The 24,205-nt window shown below is 33.5% G+C and carries 21 protein-coding genes and 1 pseudogene; 8 read left to right on the top strand and 14 right to left on the bottom strand.

All coding sequences use genetic code 11. The features are described 5' to 3' along the window. Positions 1–9: 9 nt before the first annotated feature. From MUA60_RS15420 to MUA60_RS01130, 3 genes are read right to left on the bottom strand one after another with little or no spacing between them, the layout of a single operon-like run. Positions 10–177, bottom strand: a complete 168-nt coding sequence (locus MUA60_RS15420; RefSeq protein WP_316964763.1) for a hypothetical protein — start codon at positions 175–177, stop codon at positions 10–12. Further along, complete coding sequence (locus tag MUA60_RS01135; protein ID WP_262649234.1) at positions 149–679, bottom strand: proton-conducting transporter membrane subunit; 531 nt, start codon at positions 677–679, stop codon at positions 149–151. Before MUA60_RS01135 ends, MUA60_RS15420 begins: the two co-directional genes overlap by 29 nt. 1 nt (position 680) lies before the next feature. Further along, positions 681–1,547 carry an NADH dehydrogenase subunit 5 gene (locus MUA60_RS01130; RefSeq protein ID WP_262649233.1) on the bottom strand — a complete coding sequence of 289 codons (867 nt, stop codon included), beginning with the start codon at positions 1,545–1,547 and terminating at the stop codon, positions 681–683. A gap of 19 nt (positions 1,548–1,566) precedes the next feature. Here MUA60_RS01130 and MUA60_RS01125 point away from each other — a divergent pair, with 19 nt between their 5' ends. Both MUA60_RS01125 and MUA60_RS01120 read left to right on the top strand, forming a co-directional pair. Next, positions 1,567–2,103, top strand: coding sequence for a transposase (locus MUA60_RS01125; protein ID WP_262648361.1), 537 nt, complete (start codon positions 1,567–1,569; stop codon positions 2,101–2,103). Beyond that, entirely contained in the window at positions 2,100–2,975 is an 876-nt protein-coding gene (locus MUA60_RS01120) for an IS3 family transposase (protein ID WP_316964796.1), read from the top strand. The genes MUA60_RS01125 and MUA60_RS01120 overlap by 4 nt, the downstream gene beginning before the upstream one ends. Positions 2,976–3,132: 157 nt before the next feature. On the opposite strand, the gene MUA60_RS01115 is transcribed toward MUA60_RS01120, so the two are convergent. The 5 genes from MUA60_RS01115 to fadX form a co-directional block, all read right to left on the bottom strand. Next, positions 3,133–4,320 carry a thiolase family protein gene (locus MUA60_RS01115; protein ID WP_262649232.1) on the bottom strand — a complete coding sequence of 396 codons (1,188 nt, stop codon included), beginning with the start codon at positions 4,318–4,320 and terminating at the stop codon, positions 3,133–3,135. Positions 4,321–4,351: 31 nt separating this feature from the next. Beyond that, positions 4,352–6,610, bottom strand: a complete 2,259-nt coding sequence (fadB, locus tag MUA60_RS01110; protein WP_262649231.1) for a 3-hydroxyacyl-CoA dehydrogenase/crotonase FadB — start codon at positions 6,608–6,610, stop codon at positions 4,352–4,354. A gap of 54 nt (positions 6,611–6,664) precedes the next feature. Next, the gene (fadE, locus tag MUA60_RS01105) at positions 6,665–7,870 is read right to left on the bottom strand and encodes an acyl-CoA dehydrogenase FadE (protein WP_262649229.1); all 1,206 of its coding nucleotides are present in this window, start codon (positions 7,868–7,870) and stop codon (positions 6,665–6,667) included. Between the two features lie 80 nt (positions 7,871–7,950). Then, positions 7,951–9,450, bottom strand: a complete 1,500-nt coding sequence (gene fadD / locus MUA60_RS01100; RefSeq protein WP_262649228.1) for a long-chain-fatty-acid--CoA ligase FadD — start codon at positions 9,448–9,450, stop codon at positions 7,951–7,953. A gap of 14 nt (positions 9,451–9,464) precedes the next feature. Continuing rightward, positions 9,465–11,042, bottom strand: a complete 1,578-nt coding sequence (gene fadX, locus MUA60_RS01095; protein WP_262649227.1) for a fatty acid degradation protein FadX — start codon at positions 11,040–11,042, stop codon at positions 9,465–9,467. A 625-nt stretch (positions 11,043–11,667) separates the two neighbouring features. On the opposite strand from fadX, the gene MUA60_RS01090 reads away from it, so the two are divergent. Beyond that, positions 11,668–13,220, top strand: a protein-coding gene (locus MUA60_RS01090; RefSeq protein WP_262648726.1) for an IS3 family transposase whose coding sequence is annotated in 2 segments (ribosomal slippage) — positions 11,668–12,342 and positions 12,345–13,220 — 1,551 coding nt in all. Because the reading frame shifts where the segments join, the coding sequence is not laid out codon by codon here. A gap of 105 nt (positions 13,221–13,325) precedes the next feature. On the opposite strand, the gene mqo is transcribed toward MUA60_RS01090, so the two are convergent. The 4 genes from mqo to MUA60_RS01070 form a co-directional block, all read right to left on the bottom strand. Then, complete coding sequence (gene mqo / locus MUA60_RS01085) at positions 13,326–14,810, bottom strand: malate dehydrogenase (quinone) (RefSeq protein WP_025907630.1); 1,485 nt, start codon at positions 14,808–14,810, stop codon at positions 13,326–13,328. Positions 14,811–15,022: 212 nt separating this feature from the next. Further along, positions 15,023–15,916 carry an oligopeptide ABC transporter permease gene (gene opp4C, locus MUA60_RS01080; RefSeq protein ID WP_262649225.1) on the bottom strand — a complete coding sequence of 298 codons (894 nt, stop codon included), beginning with the start codon at positions 15,914–15,916 and terminating at the stop codon, positions 15,023–15,025. 11 nt (positions 15,917–15,927) lie between these two features. Then, positions 15,928–16,890: an oligopeptide ABC transporter permease gene (opp4B, locus tag MUA60_RS01075; RefSeq protein WP_262649224.1), complete on the bottom strand. Its 963-nt coding sequence runs from the start codon at positions 16,888–16,890 to the stop codon at positions 15,928–15,930. Continuing rightward, complete coding sequence (locus MUA60_RS01070; RefSeq protein ID WP_262650551.1) at positions 16,871–17,824, bottom strand: ABC transporter ATP-binding protein; 954 nt, start codon at positions 17,822–17,824, stop codon at positions 16,871–16,873. The genes opp4B and MUA60_RS01070 overlap by 20 nt, the downstream gene beginning before the upstream one ends. A 55-nt stretch (positions 17,825–17,879) precedes the next feature. Here MUA60_RS01070 and MUA60_RS01065 point away from each other — a divergent pair, with 55 nt between their 5' ends. Genes MUA60_RS01065 through MUA60_RS01055 form a run of 3 tightly spaced genes read left to right on the top strand, consistent with a single transcriptional unit; the run spans position 17,880 to position 19,259 of the window. After that, positions 17,880–18,140 (top strand): transposase, encoded by a 261-nt coding sequence (locus tag MUA60_RS01065; RefSeq protein ID WP_262649222.1) that lies wholly within the window; start codon positions 17,880–17,882, stop codon positions 18,138–18,140. Continuing rightward, positions 18,100–18,432 carry a helix-turn-helix domain-containing protein gene (locus MUA60_RS01060; RefSeq protein ID WP_262649221.1) on the top strand — a complete coding sequence of 111 codons (333 nt, stop codon included), beginning with the start codon at positions 18,100–18,102 and terminating at the stop codon, positions 18,430–18,432. Before MUA60_RS01065 ends, MUA60_RS01060 begins: the two co-directional genes overlap by 41 nt. Next, complete coding sequence (locus MUA60_RS01055) at positions 18,396–19,259, top strand: IS3 family transposase (protein ID WP_262649220.1); 864 nt, start codon at positions 18,396–18,398, stop codon at positions 19,257–19,259. Before MUA60_RS01060 ends, MUA60_RS01055 begins: the two co-directional genes overlap by 37 nt. A 76-nt stretch (positions 19,260–19,335) precedes the next feature. Here the strand turns inward: MUA60_RS01055 and MUA60_RS01050 are convergent, their stop codons facing one another. Continuing rightward, positions 19,336–20,346 carry an ABC transporter ATP-binding protein gene (locus MUA60_RS01050; RefSeq protein ID WP_262649215.1) on the bottom strand — a complete coding sequence of 337 codons (1,011 nt, stop codon included), beginning with the start codon at positions 20,344–20,346 and terminating at the stop codon, positions 19,336–19,338. A gap of 125 nt (positions 20,347–20,471) precedes the next feature. After that, positions 20,472–22,205: pseudogene (gene opp4A, locus MUA60_RS01045) on the bottom strand (oligopeptide ABC transporter substrate-binding protein). Positions 22,206–22,460: 255 nt separating this feature from the next. Here opp4A and MUA60_RS01040 point away from each other — a divergent pair. Together MUA60_RS01040 and MUA60_RS01035 are read left to right on the top strand one after the other, a co-directional pair. Further along, positions 22,461–22,763 carry a hypothetical protein gene (locus MUA60_RS01040; protein ID WP_262649214.1) on the top strand — a complete coding sequence of 101 codons (303 nt, stop codon included), beginning with the start codon at positions 22,461–22,463 and terminating at the stop codon, positions 22,761–22,763. A 201-nt stretch (positions 22,764–22,964) separates the two neighbouring features. After that, positions 22,965–24,059 (top strand): IS30 family transposase, encoded by a 1,095-nt coding sequence (locus tag MUA60_RS01035; protein ID WP_262649213.1) that lies wholly within the window; start codon positions 22,965–22,967, stop codon positions 24,057–24,059. Positions 24,060–24,205: the final 146 nt, after the last annotated feature.

The raw sequence follows: 24,205 nt of genomic DNA, 5'->3' as shown, positions 1-24,205 counted from the left end.
ATCGACATTCTATACCTTTTGAAACCATCTCGCGACATCTTCAAAAGTACGATCTTCTATACCCGCCCAAGGATGCCTCGCTGCAAATATATTAATAGGAGAAAGTGGTGTTATGACACGACTCGCCTCTTTAATTGAATATGTGATGTCATTTATTGATTCGATTGTTTGCGTCATGCTGATAACCTCCTTTAAACGTATGATTTTTCAAATAGCGTGGATGTGTTTCAATATTTTGCACTTTCGATTCACCTAAATGTACAATCCATAAATATATAATCGTGACGATTTTAGATGAATGATTTCTTGCAACCCACAAGTTCAGTGCACTTCCTATTAACAGCAATACAATCATAATAATGACTGCAAATATAGGTGTATGATTCACATTTGTTGCGTATTGATGTAACAAATCATGGAATAAATGATGTACACCAAAGTAAGATAAACCAACAATTAACAGTGCTAGTAATCCAATGATTCTACCTAACTTGCCCTCACCATACGCGACCAGTTGTGTCCATGAAACAGATAATGACCAAGCTAAAATAAGCGCGCTAATGATTTGGTAACTACTTGTCGGATCCATAAGCCAAAAGATAATACCAATCATAATGGATAATAATCGGCCAACTAGAACCCATATATACGACACACTATCATTCATTCTTGAAGGCATATCAAAAGTTCTTACAGCAGAACCAGAACGTAAAAAATAATGTCGCTTTAAATAATCCATGTAACATCAGATGAACGATAGCTGCTGAATAAACACCTAAAGCACATTGGATAAGCATAAAGCCCATTTGTCCAATCGTTGAACCTACTAACTGCCTTTTATAATCCACATGTACTAAACTAATGCCCGCTCCCATCAATACTGAAATCGTTGCGATAATGATAAGTAACCCAATTATCCATTCATTTGCAAAAATCGGTGCAAATCTCGTTAAAATGACGCCACCAACATTGACAATACCGGCATGCATAATCGCTGAAACTGGTGTTGGCGCCGCTACAGATTCTATTAACCATCTATGAAATGGCCACTGAGCTGCTGGAATGATGACCGATATCACTAACATCAACTGAATAACCACACCTTGCCACGAATCAAATTGGTCAAGATGGCTTTCACTGAATATAGTAGACTGTTGCCATTCACCCGTTACATTGTATGTCAGCAAAATCGCGATTACTAAAGCGATCCAACTAACAATAAAGATCATTCTAGTACTTTTCGCTAAACGTTTCGTAATGTGCCAATGTTTGTTTAAACCGATTAAACGCGTTAAACAAAATAACGTTAACCCCCATAATATCGCCATTAATCTTAAATCATTACTTAACCAAGCAACTGAAGCAAACACCGTCAGAAATGTAAATAATGAAAAATATTTTCGATACTGTGCATCTCCATCTAAATAGCGTACCGAAAATCTTTGTATAATAAGACCAATACTCAAAATAAAAAGTACGAGCAACCATGACAATTTATCTAAATGCCAAAATGATGTGAACCCAAATATTTGAACTAAACAAATCAAAATATTGGGGTGCATTCTAATGAGGAAAAAATATGAATTTAAATTCAAACTAAAACTTGTAAAAGAATATTTAGAAGGACATCAAAGTTATAGAACAATTGCTTTAAAATATGGTATTTCAAGTTGGTCTGTCCTTCGGATTTGGGTCAATCAATATAAAGAGTTTGGAGAAGAAGGTTTAGAAATAAAAAGTAGAAATACTGTTTATACTAGCGAATTTAAATTATCTGTTTTAAAATTTAGACAAGAAAATATGTTGTCTTATCAAGATACTGCGAATCACTTTAGAATTATTAATCCTATTATCATTGCCAATTGGCAACATCAATTTGATGAAAAGTGTCGTCTTGATATAGATAATAAACAAAAGGGACGATCTCACACTATGACTAAAAAACGATCTAAATCAGATAATAAAAATTTACCTTTAAATGAAAATGAACGTGAAGAACTTGAAAGACTTAGAAATGAAAATGAGACGTTAAAGGCAGGTATAGCTTATCAAAAAAAGTTACAAGCCTTGACCGACATTTACGGAAGCAAAAATCAGAAATAGTAAAGGTCATTAAGGAACTAAATGAAACATATAATATACGATTAAGTATCTTATTTAAAGTCGCTCAAATAGCTAAATCTGTATACTATTATTGGATAAATAAATTTAGTAAAGCTGATAAAGATGAAACATTGATTCAAGTAATAAAAGAAATATGTGAAGAATCAAACCATACCTATGGTTATCGTCGTGTTACACAAGCACTAAGAAATAGAGGTCTTATCGTAAATCATAAAAAAGTACTAAGAATTATGAAAGAACATAATCTAACTTGTACAAAGTTCACACATAGAGGTCGTAAGTATCGTTCCTTTAAAGGTAAAGTTGGTAAAGTAGCTCAAAATATATTAAATCGTAGATTTAAAACAAGTCTCCCATTTCAAAAAGTCGTAACAGATATTACAGAGTTCAAATTAATGAATGGTCAGAAATTATATTTATCACCTTTTATGGACTTATATAGTTCAGAGATTATCAGCTTTAAAATCTCAAGTCGTCCTACATTAGATATAGTCATCAATCCATTAAAAGAAATGATAAAGCGTCGTCCAAACCTAGATCATCGTTTAACGATTCATTCAGATCAAGGCTGGCATTATCAACATTCACAATACACTAGATTATTAAAAGACCATAAAATATTTCAGAGTATGTCTAGAAAAGGTAATTGTCTAGATAATTCAGTTATGGAAAACTTTTTTCGGTTACTTAAACAAGAAATGTATTATGGCCAAGAATTTAAAGATTTTCAGGACCTTGAACAAGCTATTCATCGATATATCGATTTTTATAATAACGAAAGAATCAAATCAAAATTAAAAGGCTTATCTCCCAAAAATTACAGGAGACAAACCTTTGAAATAATATACTAATTAAGGTTTAGATTTTTGGGTTCAGTACAGACTTACACGATCTCTTGGCTTTACTCGATACTTAAGCCAAGAATACCCCACCTCTCCCCAAAATCTCTAACCCCCCAAACCCCAACAAAAAAAGCATTCGACCGTATGATCGAATGCTTTACATATATTATCTTACATATTCAAATATGCCTGCTGCTCCCATTCCGACGCCGATACACATTGTTACCATACCGTATTTGGAGTCTGGGCGTTTACTCATTTCTGATAATAGTTTGCCTGTTAACATAGCACCTGTTGCACCGAGTGGGTGTCCGAGTGCTATTGCACCACCGTTAACGTTTGTCTTATTAATATCTAACCCTGCTTCGTTTATAGATGCTACTGTTTGTGATGCGAATGCTTCATTGAGTTCTACTAAATCGATATCATCTACTGATAAATTCGTTAATTCTAATACTTCTGGTATTGCATAAGCTGGTCCTATGCCCATTAATTTAGGGTCTACACCTACTGCTTTAAATCCTACAAATTTAGCAATTGGTTTCACGCCTAATTCTTTTACTTTATCGCCTGACATCAATACAACAAATCCTGCTCCGTCTGTAAGTGGAGCCGATGTACCTGCTGTAACTGTGCCGTCAGCTTTAAATACTGTTCTTAATTTAGATAATGTTTCTAAATCTGTTTCTGGACGAATGAGTTCATCTTGTTTAAATATTTCTTTCGTTACATTTGGACCGTTCTCATCGTATTTAACTTTATGCACTTCAATTGGTATAATTTCATCTTCAAACTTACCTGATTTTTGTGCTTCTGATGCTCTTTTATGACTTTCTACTGCATAAGCATCTTGTTCTTCTCTTGAAACTTTATATTCTTCAGCAACCATTTCTGCCGTTAGTCCCATAGGATAAGAAACACCTGTATCCGCTTCTTGTAACTCTGGATTATTTGTTGGCTCATTACCGCCCATTGGTACGGCACTCATTAATTCAACGCCGCCTGCTACAAGCACATCTGCCTGTTCAGACATAATTTCATTTGCTGCTATCGCAATAGTTTGCAAGCCTGAAGAACAATAACGATTAACCGTTTGTCCAGGAACTTCATTTGGTAATCCAGCAAGTAATGCTATTGAACGTGCGATATTTTGACCTTGTAATCCTTCTGGAAAAGAGTTCCCCACGATAACATCTTGAACCATACTACCATCAAATGTACCACCTACACGATTGAGTACACCTTTTAATACTTGAGCTGCAACTTCATCAGGTCTTTCATGAAATAATGCACCACCTGGTTTAGCTTTACCTGCTGCAAAACGTCCGTATGCTACTATATATGCCTCTTGCATTGATATCCATCCTCTCTTATTCAACACTTCATTAGTTACGTAATGGTTTACCTTTTTCTAACATATGCGTAATACGATCATATGTTTTTTCATTTTTGAGTAGAGATAAAAAGCCTTCTCGTTCAAGCTTTTGAATATATCGTTGATTAATATACGTATTACGAGGTAAATCTCCACCTGCAAGTATATGTGCAACTTTTAAAGTAATTTCGTAATCATAATCACTAATGAAGTGACCAATTCTTTGCGCATCTAGTTCAGCTTGTGCTAAAGCTTTAAAATCTCTGCCTAGCGCTGGATATTGAGCTTTAGGTTTAGGAATATAGTTTTCTTCAGATTCATATCTCGCTTTATTTAAAGCAACTTCAACACGTCTTTCTTTGTTGAAAATAATTGTATCGATATCTCTTAAATAACCATATTTCTTAGCTTCGTATGCATTTGTAGATACTTTAGCTAAGCCTACATTCATTAATACTTTCGTAATCGATGCTTGTTTGTCATCATTTTTATGATTTGTTCTAAGCACTCTATCTGCAAACTCTGCTAATCCACCACCAGAAGGTAATAGACCTACACCAGTTTCAACTAGTCCAATGTATGTTTCACTCGCTGCAACGATAAATGGTGAATGTAAGACAACTTCACAACCGCCACCTAAAGCTCTACCATGAACTGCAGTTACGATAGGTTTAAGTGAATATTTCATTCTACCGAAACTTTCATGTAATTTATCAATTGCTGGACCTACTAATTCATCTACTTTCTGACTTTCATGTGCTTGTTTCATTAAGAACAAGTTTGCACCGACACTGAAATTATTGCCATCTGCATATATAACCATGCTTGTATAATCTTCTTGTTCTAATAAATCAATCGATTCGATTAAGTCGCTCGCAAAGCCATCAGATATAATATTATTTTTACTTTGAATTTTAAGTAATAATTGATCTTTGTTTGCTACTGATAAATTAGAATCTTCTCTATTCCAAACTTCACGGTCAATGAAAGCTGATGTCGGTGTGACACGCTCTATTGATTCGCTTTCTTTATAGAAGCCACCGCTTTGTTGTTCAATCCATTCAGGTAATTCACCGAGTTCTTGTTTCATTCTATCTTTAACACGGTCAAAGCCCATTAAGTCCCAAAGTTGGAATGGTCCTTTTTTCCAGTTAAATCCCCATACAAGCGCACGGTCTACATCTTTAAAGTCAGATGCAGCTTTAGGGACATTAATCGCTGAATAATAGAAATTATTTCTTAATGTTTCCCATAAGAATTTACCTGCATCATCTTCAGCATTAAAAATGACATCTAAATTGGATTTTAAGTCTTTACTAAATTTAGTAAGAATTTCGAATTTAGGTGGCTCAGGTTGTACGTACGAATCACTTTCTATATCGTAAACAAGTCTTGTCTTTTTATCTTTTTTATAGAAACCTTGTTTCGTTTTTCTACCTAACGAGCCATTTTTCACAAGTGTATCGGCAACTTTAGTATCTTTGAAATATGGTTGCTCTTCAGGCACTTGTTGGAGCCCTCTCGTAACAGTAACGGCTATATCTAAACCAACTAAGTCAGATAAACCGTATGTTCCGGTACTCGGTCTTCCAATTGCTCTACCCGTTAAAGCATCTACTTCAATAATTGAAAATCCTTGTTCTTCTCCGCGATACATAATGTCATTCATCGTTTGTGTACCGACTCTGTTCGCTACAAATCCAGGTACGTCATTCGCAACGACAACGCCTTTACCAAGTACTTCTTCAGCAAATACTTGTGTTCTTTCAACGATTGCATCTGACGTATTACGATTCGGAATGACCTCTACAAGTTTCATAATGCGAGGTGGATTAAAGAAATGTAATCCTAAAAATCTTTCTTTATCTTGATCACTAAATGCTTTAGATATTGCTTCAATTGGAATACCTGAAGTATTCGTTGCGAATATCGCATTATCTTTCGCAACTTGAGTAACTTGTTTCCATACTTGATGTTTAATATCTAATTCTTCTTTAACCGCTTCAATATAAATATCCGCATCATCTTCACCTGTTAAATCATCTTGGAAATTACCGTAAGATAAATTAGATGCAAATTCTAAATCGAATAATAAAGGTCTTTTAGCATCTGTAATCACATCATATGCTTTTTTAGAAATTTTATTTGGGTCTTTTTCATCGATTACTATATCTAATAATTTTACTTTTAAACCTGCATTCACTAATAGTGCAGCAATTTGGCTCCCCATTGTACCTGCACCTAGAACGGTCGCTTTACTTATCGTCATAAAAAGTCCTCCAAATTCATATATTCTGAGTGTGTTTCGTCTTGCTCAGTTAGCTTAAATAAATGCTGAATCTCCAGTTAATGCACGTCCAATTAACAGTGCATTGATTTCGTGTGTACCTTCATATGTGTATACCCCTTCTGCATCTGAGAAGAATCTCGCAATATCATATTCAGCTAAAATACCGTTACCACCTGTGATACCTCGACCCATTGCGACAGATTCTCTTAATCTAAGTGAATTCATCATCTTAGCAGTTGAAGTGGCAACTTCGTCATATTCACCATTTTCTTGCATTCTAGCAAGCTGGGCACATATAGACATTGAATGTGCTAAATTTCCTTGCATCATAGCTAATTTCTCTTGGATTAATTGATATTTACTAATTTCTTTACCGAACTGTTTACGTTCTGTTACATAATCAAGCGTTGCGCGTAAAGCACCTGCTAAAGCACCCGTTGCCATATATGCAACTCCTGCACGTGTAGAATAAAGTACTTTCGCAATATCTTTAAAGCCATTTATATTTTGAAGTCTTTGATCTTCTTCAACTTCTACATTGTCTAATTTAATAATTGTATTTGGAATGATTCTTAAAGCGATTTTATTTTCAATCACTTCAATATCCACACCAGCTTGTTCTGGTCTGATAATAAAGCCTTTAGGTTTACCTGTTTCAACATCAACAGCATATACCGGAATAACATCTGCTAAATTCGCGCCGCCTATCCATTTCTTTTCACCATTTAAAATCCATTTATCGCCTTCACGTTTTGCAGTTGTTTCAAGTCCACCTGCAACATCTGATCCGTGTTCTGGTTCTGTTAACGCAAAGCATGTTCTTAATTCATGTGATTGTAATTTAGGGATGTAGTAAGCAATTTGTTCTTTACTACCACCAAATAAGAATGAATTATGTCCTAAACCTTGATGGACACCTAATAATGTCACTAAAGATACATCGAATCGTGCTACGACATAAGACATGAAAAATTGGAATAATTGACTAGGTGTCTTTGCACCTTCACGCCCTTCAAATAATAATGGATTTTGGAAATAGTTGAGCTTACCCATATCATCGAAGAAGTCTTCTGGCACTGTCGCATTCACCCAATGTTCGTTGATTGTTGGACGATATTTTTCTTCTAATAAATCATCAAGTTGTTTTAAGAACTTGACTTCACCTTCTGTTAATTGTTTTGAAATATTCAATACATCCTCTGGAAATAATGCTTTTAATGTTTCTAATTTTGTTGACATATATATGACCTCCAAATGTTATTAAAGCGCTTACATTTACATCTAAAAAAATTTAGTATTCATGTTAGCGTCATCTTTGTTTATTGTTGAAACTTTCTCTTCATCATAGCTTTCACTTCTAATTTGTCTGGTTTAGCAGTTGAAGTTAATGGCATTTTCATTACGGATAGATAATTTTTAGGTACTTTATAACTCGCTAAGTTCTCACGCATATAAGCATCTAATTTCTCTACGAAATCTGGATCTTGTTCATTCAGTAACACAGCAGCCGCTACAGTTTCTCCGAATTTTTCATTTTCATAACCTACGACAACACATTGTGCTACGAGTGGATGACCAGCTAGAACAATTTCTACTTCAGATGGTAAGACGTTCTCTCCACCTGTAATAATCAATTCTTTTTTTCTATCTACGATAAATATATCGCCATCTTCATCTATACGTGCTAAATCACCTGTTAAGAAATAACCATCATGGAAAGATTTATTCATTTCTTCTTGTTTTTGCCAATAACCAGGTGTAACTTGTTTACCTTTAATCGCTAATTCACCAATTTCACCTACAGGTACGTCATTGAAATCTTCATCAAATAATCTTGATTCTACATACATGACTGGCTTACCTATACTCAATGGCTTTTTAAGTGAATTAGTAGGTGTATTAATCATCGCTAATGGTGCTTCTGTTAAGCCATAACCATTAATAATATTTAACCCCATGCTTGCAAATTTTTTCTGAACACCAGGTAACGGTGCTGAACCACCTTGAATAAGAAAATCAATATTATCAAAGTTCTTCACATCAAAGTTAGGTGCTACTAACATGGCATAATACATTGTTGGAATAAGCGATAAGTAATTCGGTTTATATTTAGCCATTAAATCGTTGAGTTGTTCACCTTCGAAGTAACGATGTAATACGAGTGAACCACCTGCCATCAACAATGGAATGACTAAATCATTAAATCCAAATACATGGAACATCGGTAACGAAATAATAGATGAAAATCCTGAATTCACTTTATAAGTGAGTATCGTATTAATCGCATTTGATGTAAATGAATCATAAGTGAACATGACACCCTTTGGTAATCCTGTTGTACCACTTGTGTACATTAATGCCGCTAAATCATCACGACCTACATCTACTGTCTTGAATGGTTTATGATTTTTAGGATTTACAAGTTCATCATATTCAGGTGAATCGATATCCATGTGTAAATAGTCATCTGCAATCCCTTGTAAACTACTTAAATGACGATTCGCATAGAATATAAACTTCACACCTGAATCTTCAATAACACTTTCAATTTCGTTCGGTTTGAGTCTCCAGTTCATTGGGAAGTATACTGCGCCTATCTTAAATAAAGCGAATAGTAAGTCAAGAACCGCTACATCATTTGGTGCAAATATCCCAACGACATCTCCCTTTTTAATACCTTGTTCTTCAAGATGGTTGGCTAAGTTTTCAGCACGAATATTTAAATCTTGATAAGTCCATTCTGTTCCTTTTAGTGGATCGATAACTGCTGCCTTTTCTTCGTCATATTGCGCTCTCGTTTTAATCCAATCGTAATTCATATTAAACTACCCCCTTAATAGTTTGAACCATTGTCTTTAATACATTGTTGCAATCCTCCCCAATTTTCTTGATAAATTTGCTGATCCGTTACTTTAAGTTCTTCAGCAATTATCGGTTGAAATGCTATATTGGATAGAATATCTTTCTCTAAATCTAATCCAGCTGCAATTTCAATTAATTTGACACCTTCATCGGTTAATTGGAATACAGCGCGTTCCGTCACATAATAGACTTCTTGATTTAACGTCTTAGCATATGATGCATTGAAGTCCATATTATGCACTTGTTCAACAAATTTCTGAGCATGACCTTCTTTTTCAACAACTAAACCTTTATCATTCCAAGTAGTCTTACTTCCGACTACCATTGTTCCTGAGAAAATAATTTTTTGGACCGTTTGACTAATATCTATGAATCCCCCACAACCATTCATTCTATCGCCATATTTTGAAACATTGACATTACCAAACTGATCCACTTCAGCAAAGCTTAAATAAGCTACATCTATGCCTCCGCTATAAATAAAGTCCCATGTCATTTCATGTCGCATCTTCGCATCTAAATTGTAATTTAATCCGAAGTTTTGACCACTTCCTATCATTCCACCAAATACACCCGTATCTATATTCAGTTGCACTAAATCTTCAGCTTTCTCCTCAACTAATAAATTCGATAATTCATTGTTAATACCAAACCCTATACTGACAACATTACCTACATTTAAAAATTGGGCAGCTCGTCGTAAAATCACTTTACGTGTACTCAATTCATTAACTGGTTCAGGCATACTAAGTACTTTATATTCACCCGAAATAGCTGGGTCATAATAATTTTGAATGGTTTGTCTATGATGTTTTGGGTCATCATTTACACATACATAATCCACAAGCTCTCCAGGAATAAAGACTTCTGTCGGCTTAAAGCTACCATGTTGTACAATTTCTTTAACTTGTACAATGACTTTTCCACCATTTTGATGCGCTGCTAGAGCAGCACCATAGCCTTCTCCTAAGTGTGCTTCATGATGCATATAAATGTTCCCCTCGCTATCAGCGTATGTACCACGAAGCAATGCAATATCAACTTTAGGAAATTTATATTGTAAATATTCTTCATTATTAATTTCTAATAAAGAAACAATATCTTCCTTAGTCACATCATTGACTTTTCCGCCATCAAATCTAGGATCAACGGAAGTGTGTAAACCTATTTCAGAAATCATATCTGGAAATTTGGCTAACGAATTTCGATAATGTGTAGCTAACAATCCTTGCGGTACAAAATATGCTTCTACATCATTATTCTTTATGGCTTCTATCGTTTTAGGTGAACCAATGATAATACTCATAATGAGCCTTTTAACCATACCTCTACTCACAAATGAATCTAAATCATAACCATCACCACGATAATCACTAATATCATTCGCAACCATAAAAGTTAAATCATTAAGATTTCCATATTCATCATGAGCTTTAACCAAATGTTTTAAGACACTCACAGGTAAATTACTCACTGATAATGCTGCCAGTGAAATAACATCTCCACTTTTGACAATGTCTTTCAAATCTTCGAACGAAATAATTTGCATACGATTATCCCCTATCTTTCATAATTACAATCATTCCATAAAAGACCTCCCCAATAAAATGTAAGCCCTTACATTAGTAAATATAACACAGTATAAATATGAAAGAAAAGTAAAAAAAGTATACGACAATATCTTTTTAATTACAAAATCGAAATAATTACAACTAACACTTAGTACCTCCTCACATACTGTAGTTGTAATATTTTTTAATAATTATCGCTGGTTCAGAACATACGTATATCTCGAAAATTATCACGCATATAAAAAACTTCATTATATTAATAAAATATTTAGACCATTAAATTACTCATGCATCGTATATATACAATCATTGAAACACTAATCACCAAGCGAAAAAATCACATCTCACTCTAAAATAATTTGAAATATTATTGTTTGATAAATGAAATAATACACAAGCAAATAATTAGAAGGAATAGTTGGAGTGGACAATTCTAAAAGTAGGATTTCTTAAAAATTGAATGATTCATTTATACGCGCACGATATCTCTCAGTCTTCGTGCGTTATGCCCTTATTTTGTACCCTAGCGCACGATATCTCTCAGTGTATTATTCCCTATAGAGTAGACATTAAAAAAACTAAAACTCTATAGGGGGTATTTTTATGTATAAAACTAGACTACCTGTTAAACTGTATCAGGAAATCTTCGATTTGCATGAAAAGGGTTATTCCTTTCAAAATATAATTGATAAGTTAAATTTAGATATTAGTGATAGTGTGATTCGATTTAAATATAAAGTGTATAAGCAACATGGTATAACAGCACTTATAAATAAGAATCGAAATAAAATCTATACACGCGAATTTAAAGAAAAAGTTGTTAAAGAATATCTAGAGACTAATAAGACGTATTCAGATCTAGCAGCCTATTACAATATTTCACATCATGCTACTTTAAAAAATTGGGTGGTAAAGTATACTGAAGGAAAGGAAAATAAATCTTATTTTCCATATCTGGAGGTAGACACTATGAATACTAGAAAAACAACATTTGAAGAGAGAATTGAAATAGCTAAATATTGTATTGAAAATAATAGAGACTTTAATAAGACAGCTGAAAAGTACCAAGTTAACTATTCACAAGTCTATAATTGGGTAAAAAAGTATGAAAAACATGGTGATATTGGTTTAGTAGATGGTAGAGGTAAAGGAAAACCAGTTGAAGCTTTAACTAGAGAAGAAGAACTTGAATTAAAAATAAAAGCACTTGAACAAAGAAATAAATTTCTCCAAATGGAGAATGAGGTATTAAAAAAGCAGGAAGAAATAGAGAGGCAGTTGATGAATCGAAAATCAAGCAAATAGCAGCATACAAGACAATCGAAGCATTAAAAGATAAGTATCCAATCAAATGGATATGCGCCGCACTTGAAATATCGAGAGCAAGTTATTATAAATGGAAAAACAGAGAGGTTTCAGAATCTGAAAGATTCAATAACGAATTAAAAGATGAGATTTTCAGGATTTATCATGAACATGATGGCATATATGGATATCGAAGAATTTATATTTATCTGAGATTATATACTAAATTCCAGGTTAATCATAAACGCGTATATAGAATTATGAAGAAGTATGGATTAAAAGCTGTCATTAGAAAAAAGAGAAGGCAATATAAACTTAGTAAGCCAGAAATCACTTCTCAAAATATCCTAAACAGAAAATTTACAACAAGTAAAGTTAATAAGGTCTGGTTAACAGATGTGACAGAATTTAAATTGAAAAATGGATCTAAAGTGTATTTAAGCGCTATTTATGATTTAGGTGCTAAGAAAGTCATCAGCCATGTAGTCTCATCTCAAAACAATAATAAGCTTGTATACGATACCTTTAACAAAGCCATAATTAAAAGAAATACCGAAGGCATTATATTTCATAGCGACAGAGGATTCCAATATACGAGTGTTCTATTTAGAGAGATGATTAAAAATGCTTCTATGAAGCAAAGCATGTCTCGTGTAGGTAGATGTATTGATAATGGTCCTATGGAAGGCTTTTGGGGGTTACTCAAATCAGAGGTATTCAAAGACAAATCTCAAACATTCAATGATATAAAACACGCCACAAAGCAAATAAATGAATATATAAAATTTTATAATTCTAAAAGAATTTCATTAAAAATGGCTGCGCTTATAAAAGCACAGCCAACATATTGATTACTTTTTTTAGTGTCTACTTGACAGGGTTATGTTCACAGTCTTCGTGCGTTTAAACATAAAAAAGCCATTCCGACTGAACGGAATGGCTTCTGTTGTTCAACATTATTTATTTAATTCTAAAGCTTCTGCTGTTTGTTTACGAGTTTTCTTCAATAAAGCAGTATCTTCGATTAAAGATTCACCATATGAAGGAATGATTTCTTTAATTTTAGATTCCCATTTATCCATATATTGAGGGAAGTTCTTCTCGATTACTTCTAAAGCTACAGATACTGATGTTGATGCTCCTGGTGATTCACCTAATAAAGCAATTACAGTATGGTCTTCTGAATTTACAACTTCTGTACCGAATTGAATAAATCCACGGCCATGTTCTTCTGTATCTTTAATAACTTGTACACGTTTACCAGCGATATGAATATCCCAATCTTCGTCTTTTGCATCTGGTACAAATCGACGCAATTCTTTCATACGATCTTCTTTACGTTGTAATACTTGTTGAATTGAATATTTTACAAGTGATAAGTTTTTAACACCTGAAGATAACATTGTCACAACATTACTTGTATTAATAGATTTAAATAAATCTAAGTTAGATCCATTTTTCAAGAATTTTGGACCGATTGCTGCGAATGGACCAAATAGTAAACTTTCTTTGCCTTGAATATAACGTCTGTCTAAGTGAGGTACAGTCATTGGTGGTGTGCCAGGTGGCTCTTTACCATAAACTTTGGCATTATGTTCACTTACAACTTTAGGGTTGTTACATACTAAGAATGCACCACTAATTGGGAATCCTCCAAGATGTCTACTTTCAGGAATTTTTGTTTTTTGTAGTAATGGAATGGCATGTCCGCCTGCACCGATAAAGATATAATCAGCAACATGCGTTTCTACTTTACCAGTTTCTAAGTTACGAACTTTAACTTCCCATTTACTATTAGAAAGTTGTTTAAAGTCTACTACTTCATGACGAAAATGAACTTGTGCATTTTCATGTTTTTCGATATTTTTAACTAATTTACGTGTTAATTCACCGAAGTTAACATCTGTACCTTCGTCAATTTTACTTGCTGCAAGTGGCTCGTTTGAATTACGACCTTTCATCATTAAAGGCATCCACTCAGCTAATACTTTATGATCTTCTGTATAAGTTAAGCCTTCAAACATTGGTAGAGATTTCAATGCATCATAACGACGTTTTAAGAAATCTACATTTCGAATACCCATTACGAAACTGATGTGTGGTAATGGTCTAATGAATTCTTGAGGATTCTCGATAGCTTTACTCTTAACTAAGTATGACCAAAATTGCTTAGAAATTTCGAATTGCTCGTTAATTTCTTTCGCTCTTTCAACATCAATTGAACCGTCCTCTTGCTCAACTGTGTAGTTTAATTCGCATAGCGCAGCATGACCTGTACCAGCATTATTTTTTTCATTTGAACTTTCAATAGCTGGTTGTTCTAATCTTTCGAATAACTTAATATTCCAATCTGGTTCAATATTTTTCAAAAAAGAACCAAATGTTGTACTTAAAATACCAGCACCAATGAGAATAACGTCTTTTGGTTGGTTATTATCCATTTTGATCACCTTTCTAAAATTTAAGATGTATTATATTCATGAATTGGGTATACATAAATATAAAAGTCTGAAAGAATTGCAACTTTCTTTAAGAGATATCTTAATTCTTTATATATCAATTCTAAATCAATATTGTGTAAAAGTAAATCATAAGGTGTGCAGGTCACATGATGTGTTGTAAAAATACATCAAAAATTTTTAGCTTTATATACTTAACGAACTGATTTTGGATTCAGTGCATCTTTTAAACCTTCACCTATAAAGTTAATACATAATATCGTAACCGTAATGATAATCGCTGGTGGCATCCAAATCCATGGTTTACTTCTCAAAATATCTCCTTCTTGCGCATCTGTTAGCATATTACCCCATGTCGGAACAGTCTTATCAATACCAAATCCTAAAAAGCTTAATCCCGATTCTGCTACAATTTGGACTGCAAATACTAACGTTGCTTGTACAATAATAACGCTCAGTATATTAGGTAATAAATGCTTTAACAAAATTTTATAAACAGGTGTTCCAATTGATTGAGCTGCTAAAAAATATTCATTTTCTTTTTCTTGCAATACTTTACCTCGAACAATACGTGCAATACCAACCCATGACAATGCAATCAGTACGATTGCAAGTATTAAAGCAGATCCATATTTGTTTTCAATTTTAACGCTAAAATTCGCATTCAATACAACAGCGAATGGTATAAAAGGAAAGAGCATTACAAACTCTGTGAATCGCATAAGTATCGTATCAACCCATCCTCCATAATATCCTGAAAGCATGCCGACTAATATTCCGATTAACATTAATCCGACAGTCGTAACGAGACCGAAAATGAGTGAAACTCTACCAGAATATAATAATCTACTTAATATGTCTCTACCACCTGAATCTGTCCCCAACCAATGCTCAGTTGTCATTTCGCCTTTAATCATGACTAAATTTTGCAAGTTTGGATCATATGGTGCTATGAGTGGTGATATTATAGATACAAAGAATATTAAAGATAATATTAAGGTCGCAAACATAGCTGGTTTGTTACGTATAAATTTGTTTCTTGCGATTATCAAAGGCGATTTGTTTTTGATTTTATTTTGCTTACTCATATTATCCCCCCTTAGTTACTCTTGATACGTGGATCTACTAAACTATATGAAATATCCGAAATTAAATTGGCTAATAACCCTAAAAATGAAAAGAACAATAACAACGACATCATGAGTGGATAATCTTTACCACCAATAGATTCAATCAGCAACTTCCCAATTCCAGGATATGAAAAGATTGATTCAGTTATAACTGCACCACCAAATACAGATAACACGTCAGACCCAAAGAATGTAACAATCGGAATGATTGAATTTCTTAAAATGTGTTTATTATAAATTTTAGATTCCGATAACCCTTTTGAACGTGCTGTACGTATATAATCTTTTCTAGATACTTCAATAATGTCATTACGTAAGAATTGTATATAACTTGCAGTTGATAATAACCCCAATATCATTCCTGGTAAAATAGCGTGATATAACTTACTTATATAATATGACAAACTACCTTCTTCAAGTCCGATTTCAACTGAACCTGAAAATGGGAACCATCCCAATTGAAAGGCAAATACATATATCGCAAACACACCTGCAACAAAGGAAGGAATAGCCAACATAAGATAATTCAACACTTGTATACTATAGTCGTATAAACTATATGGTTTCCTACCCGAAACTATGCCAAGCGGAAAGGCAATCATATATGTAATGACTAAACTGATAACACCTAATAAAATCGTATTAGGCATACGTTCTTTTACTAAATCCATAACTGGTCTTTTATATCTAATCGAATCTCCTAATTCTCCATGAAGTATCTTATTCCCCCATGTAAGATACTGTTTATGCAAAGGATCATTGAGTCCTAATTTTTCTCTTTGTTCTTCATAATATTTCGAACTAACATTGGGCAATTTTTGACCAGTAAACGTATCTCCTGGTTGCATTTTGGCTAAAGCAAAAATGACGATAGAAATTAAAAATAGTAATGGAATCATAAGTAATAATCTTCTAATGATTAGAGTTATCATTTATTTTCACCTCATCTTCTAGCAGAATACATGTAGCATAATGTTCGTCTCCAACTTTACGATAGCTCGGTTTTTCAACTGAACATTCTTTTCTCACATAAGGACATCTTGTATGGAATGGACAACCTTTTGGCGGATTACTCGGTGATGGTAAGTCACCTTCTAATAAAATTCTCTTCTTCCGCTTCGCAGGATCTATTTCCGGTATTGCTGAAATTAACGATTGTGTATAAGGATGTCTAGGGTTTTCATATATTAAATCAGCGGGTCCTTTTTCTATGATATGTCCTAAATACATCACACATATATAATCACTTACATGTTTAACAACGCTTAAATCATGCGCAATAAATAAGTAACTCAGTCCAAATTCTTTTTGTAAGTCTGCCATGATATTTAATACTTGAGATTGAACAGATACGTCTAATGCACTTACTGGTTCATCCGCAATAATCAATTTAGGTTTTAACGCAAGCGCTCTAGCGATACCTACACGTTGCCTTTGTCCTCCAGAAAATTCATGCGCATATTTATAGTAAGCTTCTTCATTAAGTCCAACTTTTTCTAGAAGCTCTAACACTTCTGATTTCACTTCTTCTTGAGATTTCTTGTAATAATTTCTAATTGGCTCTCCAATAATATCTCCAATCATCTGCATTGGATTCAAAGAAGCATAAGGATCTTGGAATACCATTTGGAATCCTTTTCTCACTTGTCTTAAAGACTTTCCTTTTAATTTTGTAATGTCTTGATTACAAAAAATAATTTCTCCAGATGTTGCCTTTTGTAATTGTAAAATGGTTCTACCAGCTGAAGATTTACCACATCCTGATTCACCAACAAGTCCGACAGTTTGTCCGGCTTTAATATTAAAAGAAATACCATCGACTGCTTTTACTTCTCCAACTTTACGCTGAAAAACGCCACCTTTAATGGTACTGCACCCCTAAAGTTAGAGTAAAAAAACTAACTTTAGGGGGTGTTTTAATATGACAAAATATAGTGATGAATTTAAGTTGAAAGTTGTAAGAGATTATCTAGATGGCCATTATGGTTATCGAAAATTAGCTAAAAAATATAATATACCTGATAAAATTATTATACGAACATGGGTAAAAGCCTTTCAATCATTCGGTGTAGATGGCATTAAAAAAGAAACAGAAAAAGACAGTTTATTCTGTTACATTCAAAATAAATGTATTAAACTATATGAAAAGAACAGACGATTCCTTCCAAGATACAGCGATTAAATTTGGCCTAAATACCCCATCTATTATTGTGCGATGGAAAAAGATATATGACAAAGAAGGTGTGGAAGGACTCGAAAAGCCGAAAGGACGACCTCCCATGAAAAAGAAGAAACAGAAGAAATCTAATCAAAACCTATCACGAGAAAAAGAGTTAGAGCTAGAAAATGAAAATCTTCGATTAGAGAATGCTTATTTAAAAAAGTTGAATGCTTTTCGAGAGAATCCGAGTGCCTTTCTAGAAAAGCACAAGCAGCAGTGGCATTCGAACTCAAAGAAGAAGGATTCAAATTAAAAGATATCTTAGTAAAGGTTGGTATACCAGAAGCAACCTATCATTACCATGCCAAACAATTACAAAAGGAAGATTTAGATAAAGGTTGGAAGAAAAAGATCATTGAACTTTTTCAAAAACACAACGGTAAATACGGCTATCGTCGTATATATTTAGCTTTGAGAAATCAAGGTTATCTCATTAACCATAAGAAAGTACAACGAATTATGCGAGAACTAGGATTAAAATGTCAAAAATTCACACGTAAATCACGCTATCAATCATACAAAGGTACAGTTGGTAAAGTGGCTGAAAATCGCTTGAATCGTAGATTCCATACATCTATTCGACTTCAAAAATTAGTGACAGATATCACTGAATTTAAATGTGCTGAAGAACAAAAATTATATCTCAGCCCTATTATGGATTTATACAATGGGGAAATCATTTCTTATGGTATATCCAGAAGACCAACATTAGACTTAGTACTTCAATCATTGGATAAAGCAGTTACAATCATTAAGCATGAAGCACCATATCGTACGACGATACATTCTGATCAAGGTTGGCATTATCAGCATAATGCATGGATTAGAAGATTATCGGAACAAAGGATTTATCAAAGTATGTCACGTAAAGCGACGTGTGCGGATAATGCTTCTATGGAGAATTTCTTTGGCATCATGAAGCAGGAAATGTATCATGGAGAAGAACTTGTTAACTATGAAACATTAAAAAGAATAATTGAGGATTACATCTATTGGTATAACAATGAACGTTTGAAATTAAAATTGGCTGGACGAAGTCCAGTACAATACCGAACTCAATCCAGCCAATTAATAGCATAATGGAAACTCTAACTTTGGGGGGTCACTACCAATTGGGGAGTACTGTTTAAGATTTTTAACTTCTAATACATACTCATTAGACATGTAATGGACCCCCTTTTTCTGATATCGATTCATCATATAAATGACACGAAACTTTATGATGTTCATTTATAGAGATATCTTTTAAATTTGTCGTTGCACAGGCGTCCATCGCAAATGGGCATCTATCATAAAAGTTACATCCAACACTCGGTATTTTATCTATAGAAGGTACTGAACCTTTAATTGTTTCTAATTTATCTTGTTTGATATCTAATCTTGGTATTGTTTGTAATAGTAATTTCGTATATGGATGTTTAGGATTATTAAATATTTCTTCTACTGAAGCACGTTCAACAATTTTACCTGCATACATAACTGCGACAGTATCACATATTTCTGCAATAACACCTAAGTCATGTGATATAAAGATAACGCCCATATCCGTTTCATCTTGAACCTTCTTCAATAAATCTAATATTTGCGCTTGAACAGTTACGTCGAGTGCTGTTGTAGGTTCATCCGCAATAAGTAATTTAGGGTAGCAAGAAATCGACATAGCAATCATGACTCTCTGTCTCATACCTCCAGATAATTGGTGAGGGTTCTCGTTAATAACTTGCTGCGCTCTTGGTATGCCTACCTTTTTCAATAGATCTATCGCTCTTTCTTTAGCTTCTTTCTTAGAAATATTTAAGTGTAATAGCATCATTTCGATCAATTGATTAGCTATTGTAAATACTGGGTTAAGTGATGTCATCGGCTCTTGGAAAATCATAGCAAGTTCTTTTCCTCTAATATTATTTAATTGTTCATTCGTATATTGATCAATACGTTCACCCATATATTTGATCTCACCAGAATTAATTTTCGCAATTTTTTCAGGTAATAATTTTAAAATCGACATACTTAACACTGGTTTCCCAGAACCAGATTCTCCTACACCCCCCAATATTCCACCTTTCTCTAAAGTTAAATTAACATTAGAAATCGCATTGTAGTTCTTACCGTTTATATCAAATCCTGTACTTAAATTATGTATTTCTAACAAATGATTACCATGCATATTATCCCCCCGATAGCTTATAAATCCATTACACTTTTTAAAGTTATTAATGTAACGCTTATATATAATAAGAGCCTGGAACGACAGACTGTTCCAGACTCCTAAAAGTTACCGCACTAAATTATTTATTTGTCTTTCTCTACAGTCCATTCGTAGATTGGATTTGCACCTTTTAATGAAACTTCATAATTTTTAACTCTTTTATTTACAGCTGTTGTATCAATTAATTCAGTAAGTGGTATTGCTGGAATTTCTTCTGCCCAGATTTTTTGCCACTCTAAGTATTTCTTCTTACGTTTATCTTGGTCATCACCAACAATTTTAGAGTCGATAGCTTCATCTAATAACTTGTCAGCTTTTTCATTTTTATATCTTGTTTCGTTCCAAAGTGCTGTTGATTTGTACATTTCTGATGGATCTGGGTCCGCTCCTTGAATCCAAGTACGGAAGTAAACTTCCATATCTTTAGAGCCTTTCTCTAAATCATCGTTATATTTACCAAACTCAACCATTTCTACTTTTGTTTTTAGACCAATTTTTTCCCAATATCCTTTAAGTGCTGCTGTACGAGGTTCAAATGTTGGGTTCGTTCCTGCATAGTGCTTAAGATTGATTTCAAACTTTTTACCATCTGGATCTTCTCTAAAGCCATCACCATCTTTATCTTTGTATCCAGCTTTATCTAATAATTTTTCTGCTTTTTTAACATCATATTTGTATTCTGTTACTTCACCTTTTTTAGCACCACTCCAGTGTGATGATGGAATTAAACCATTTAACGGTTTACCATAACCATGATAGAATGCTTTAATCCATTCATCACGATTGATCGCATATGCCATAGCTTGTCTTAATTCCTTAGATTGATATTTAGGACGTGGTTTACCAATTTCATTCTTCTCTTTATCATAATCATTCAACACAAAACCAATAATTGCATAAGACGTTGAAGGTGCTTCTAATAATTTAACGTTTTCAGATTTACTATCTTTAATTTCTTTAGCAATCGGTGGTGAAACAGAAGACATATCAATTTCACCTTTTTCTAAAGCTTGTGCAATTGAAGTTTGTTCTACAACTCTTAAATTAATTTTGTCTAACTTAGGTTCACCTTGCCAGTAATCTTTATTCTTAACAAATTCAACTGACTCACCATCAACAATATTTTTAACTTTAAATGGACCTATTCCTATTGGATGTTTACGTACTGCATCAGATTTAGCCATCTCTTTTACAGGAATATCTTTAAATACTTTTTCACTAATAAGCGATCCAGTCCATAAAGCATATAAGTTGTTTGATTTTTCTTTCTTAAATGTAATTTCTACAGTGTAGTCATCTATTTTCTTAATACCTTCTACTTTGTCTGCTTTACCAGCATGTTTCTCTTCGGCACCTTTAATTAGCTCAACACCACTATAACGTGGACCATCATAATCTTTATTTGCTAATGTTTCTAAAGTAAAAATCCAATCGTTCATAGTAAGTGGATTGCCATCATGCCACTTAATGCCTTTTTTCATTTTGAATGTATAAGTTAGATTGTCTCCATCTTTCTTATCTCATGACAAAATATGTGGCTTTATTTGTAAATGGTCATCGAAATCTACTAAGCCATCGTTGAAATAACCGATAACTTCAGAATCACCTGCCGTACCAGCAAAAATACCTTGGAAATTACCTTCAGGTGCATCGCCAATACCAACTTTCAAAGTGCCACCTCTAGCATCACTTTTTCCAGTTTTATTTTCCATAGCTGATTCCTTTTTAGAATCCTTATTTTCCCCTTTGCCACATGCTGCTAATACAAGCATTAAACTTAAACATACTAATAAAAAAGTTTTCCAATATGGTTTCATTTTCAGACCCCCTTGTTTATTTAAGTTATATATATGTAATAAATATTTTAATTATTCTGTAAACTTTGTCAATAACTGGTAAAATAATTATAATTTTACTATTTTCCAAATTTGACGTATGTAAAATATTGCATTTTTATTTGAGCGTTCTATTTGTAATTTCGACTGTGTAATAATACACTATTGTTAAATAGATATTTGTCTCTTGCTTTGAATTTTGGATATTCATTATGAGTAATCAAGGAGGTTTTTCAAATGACTGTTGAAGGTAAGAATCTTATAAAAGTGAACCGGCAGAATGAACAAAGATCTTCAGAGATTTCAGTTATGATTGAAGAAGGTGGATTAGGCGCTGATAATTACTATCAAATTATTAAGCCAAACGCGAGCCATAGGGAAACAGAAGAAAACATTTTCCAATTCGAAGTTGAAGTTAGTCAAAAAAGTGATTCTGATTTAATTGACTTACTTATTGTAAATGCACAGGAACATACTGCAGAGAATTACAAAGAAGCACAAAATATTATTAAAGCTGAGTTATTGAAACGAATGTGTTAAGTAGATTTATATTATGAGGCTGGACCATGATTGATATGGTCCAGTTTTTTTGTATTTTTTTGTATTTTTTGTCGGCTAACGATCTTGTTTCGGTTTGGTGGATTTTATAATCAACTTAGCCACCTTTAGACAAAAAACGCCACGTGAATTTCATGTTATTATTGAGGCTACCAGACCAAATCAATAAAGGAATGAATTCACATGACGCATACTTATTCTAACATGACAAACCATAAAGGAACACACTTAAGTTATGAAGAACGTGTTCAAATAGAAACACTTAAAAATTTAGGTTTTTCAAATCGTGCAATCGCGCGTGAATTAGGACGTGCACCTCAAACAATCAATAACGAAATTCATCGAGGAACAACACGTCAAATTAAACGACAAAAACAACAACATAAAGTCTATGAATATGAGACGCAAATTTATTTTTCTTCACTAGGTCAACAACGTTATCGACAAAACAGACAACAATGTGGTGCTCAGCCCTTATGGAAGAAGAACCCATTATTTATTCCATGGGCAGATCACCTCATGAAAAAGAAACGCTGGTCACCTGAAGCAGTCGTGGCATATGCTCACAAGGAACAATGTTTTGAAAGAGAAAAAATCCCTTCAACAACGACAGTATATGCTTGGATAGATCAACAAATCATGGAAACTAAGAATATTGATCTACTAGAAAAATTAAAAAGACGTCACTCTACTCAGAATAGCTACCATAATCATCCACACAGTCGAGTGCTCGGTCCAAGTATTGAGACACGTCCTAGTGAAATTGAATCACGTCAGTCTTTTGGTCACTGGGAAATAGATACCGTAATAGGAACTAAAAACAAGTCAAAGCCAGTTATCTTAACACTTGTTGAGAGACAAACGCGTTTTGAAATACTAGAAATAATAGAGAGTAAAAGTGCTGATGCGGTGTCTCACGCATTGAAAAACTTATTTGACTCCTTAGACGAAAAAGCACCAAAAATCTTCAAATCTATCACATCTGACAATGGTTCAGAATTTGCATCGCTGTATGAAGAATTTGGCCATATGATAGAAATATACTTCACACATCCATTCTCATCATATGAACGTGGGACAAGTGAAAACCAACATAAAATGATTCGTCGTTTTATTCCAAAAGCACATGATTTATCCAATGTTCAAAAACGCTTCATAAAAGCCATACAACAATATATGAATGACTATCCTAGAAAGACTTTAAATTACAACACAGCTCATCATAATATGGCAGAAAGTTTAAAGCACCTCAATCTGTATGAATCTTTCCAAAGCTAAAGTCTTAGCTTTGGTTACCTGTTGAGTATTAATTGATTAAAACCAATCAATCCTCAACAGGTTCGAATACGGTTAACCCTTGTGTACACCTCAGTCATTATAGGTGGCTAACTTAAACTTGAAATCCTCGGTAAATTATGGTACAA

The sequence above is a fragment of the Mammaliicoccus sciuri genome (assembly GCF_025561425.1).
Classification (GTDB): domain Bacteria; phylum Bacillota; class Bacilli; order Staphylococcales; family Staphylococcaceae; genus Mammaliicoccus; species Mammaliicoccus sciuri_A.
This window is presented reverse-complemented; position numbering and strand designations above follow the sequence as displayed.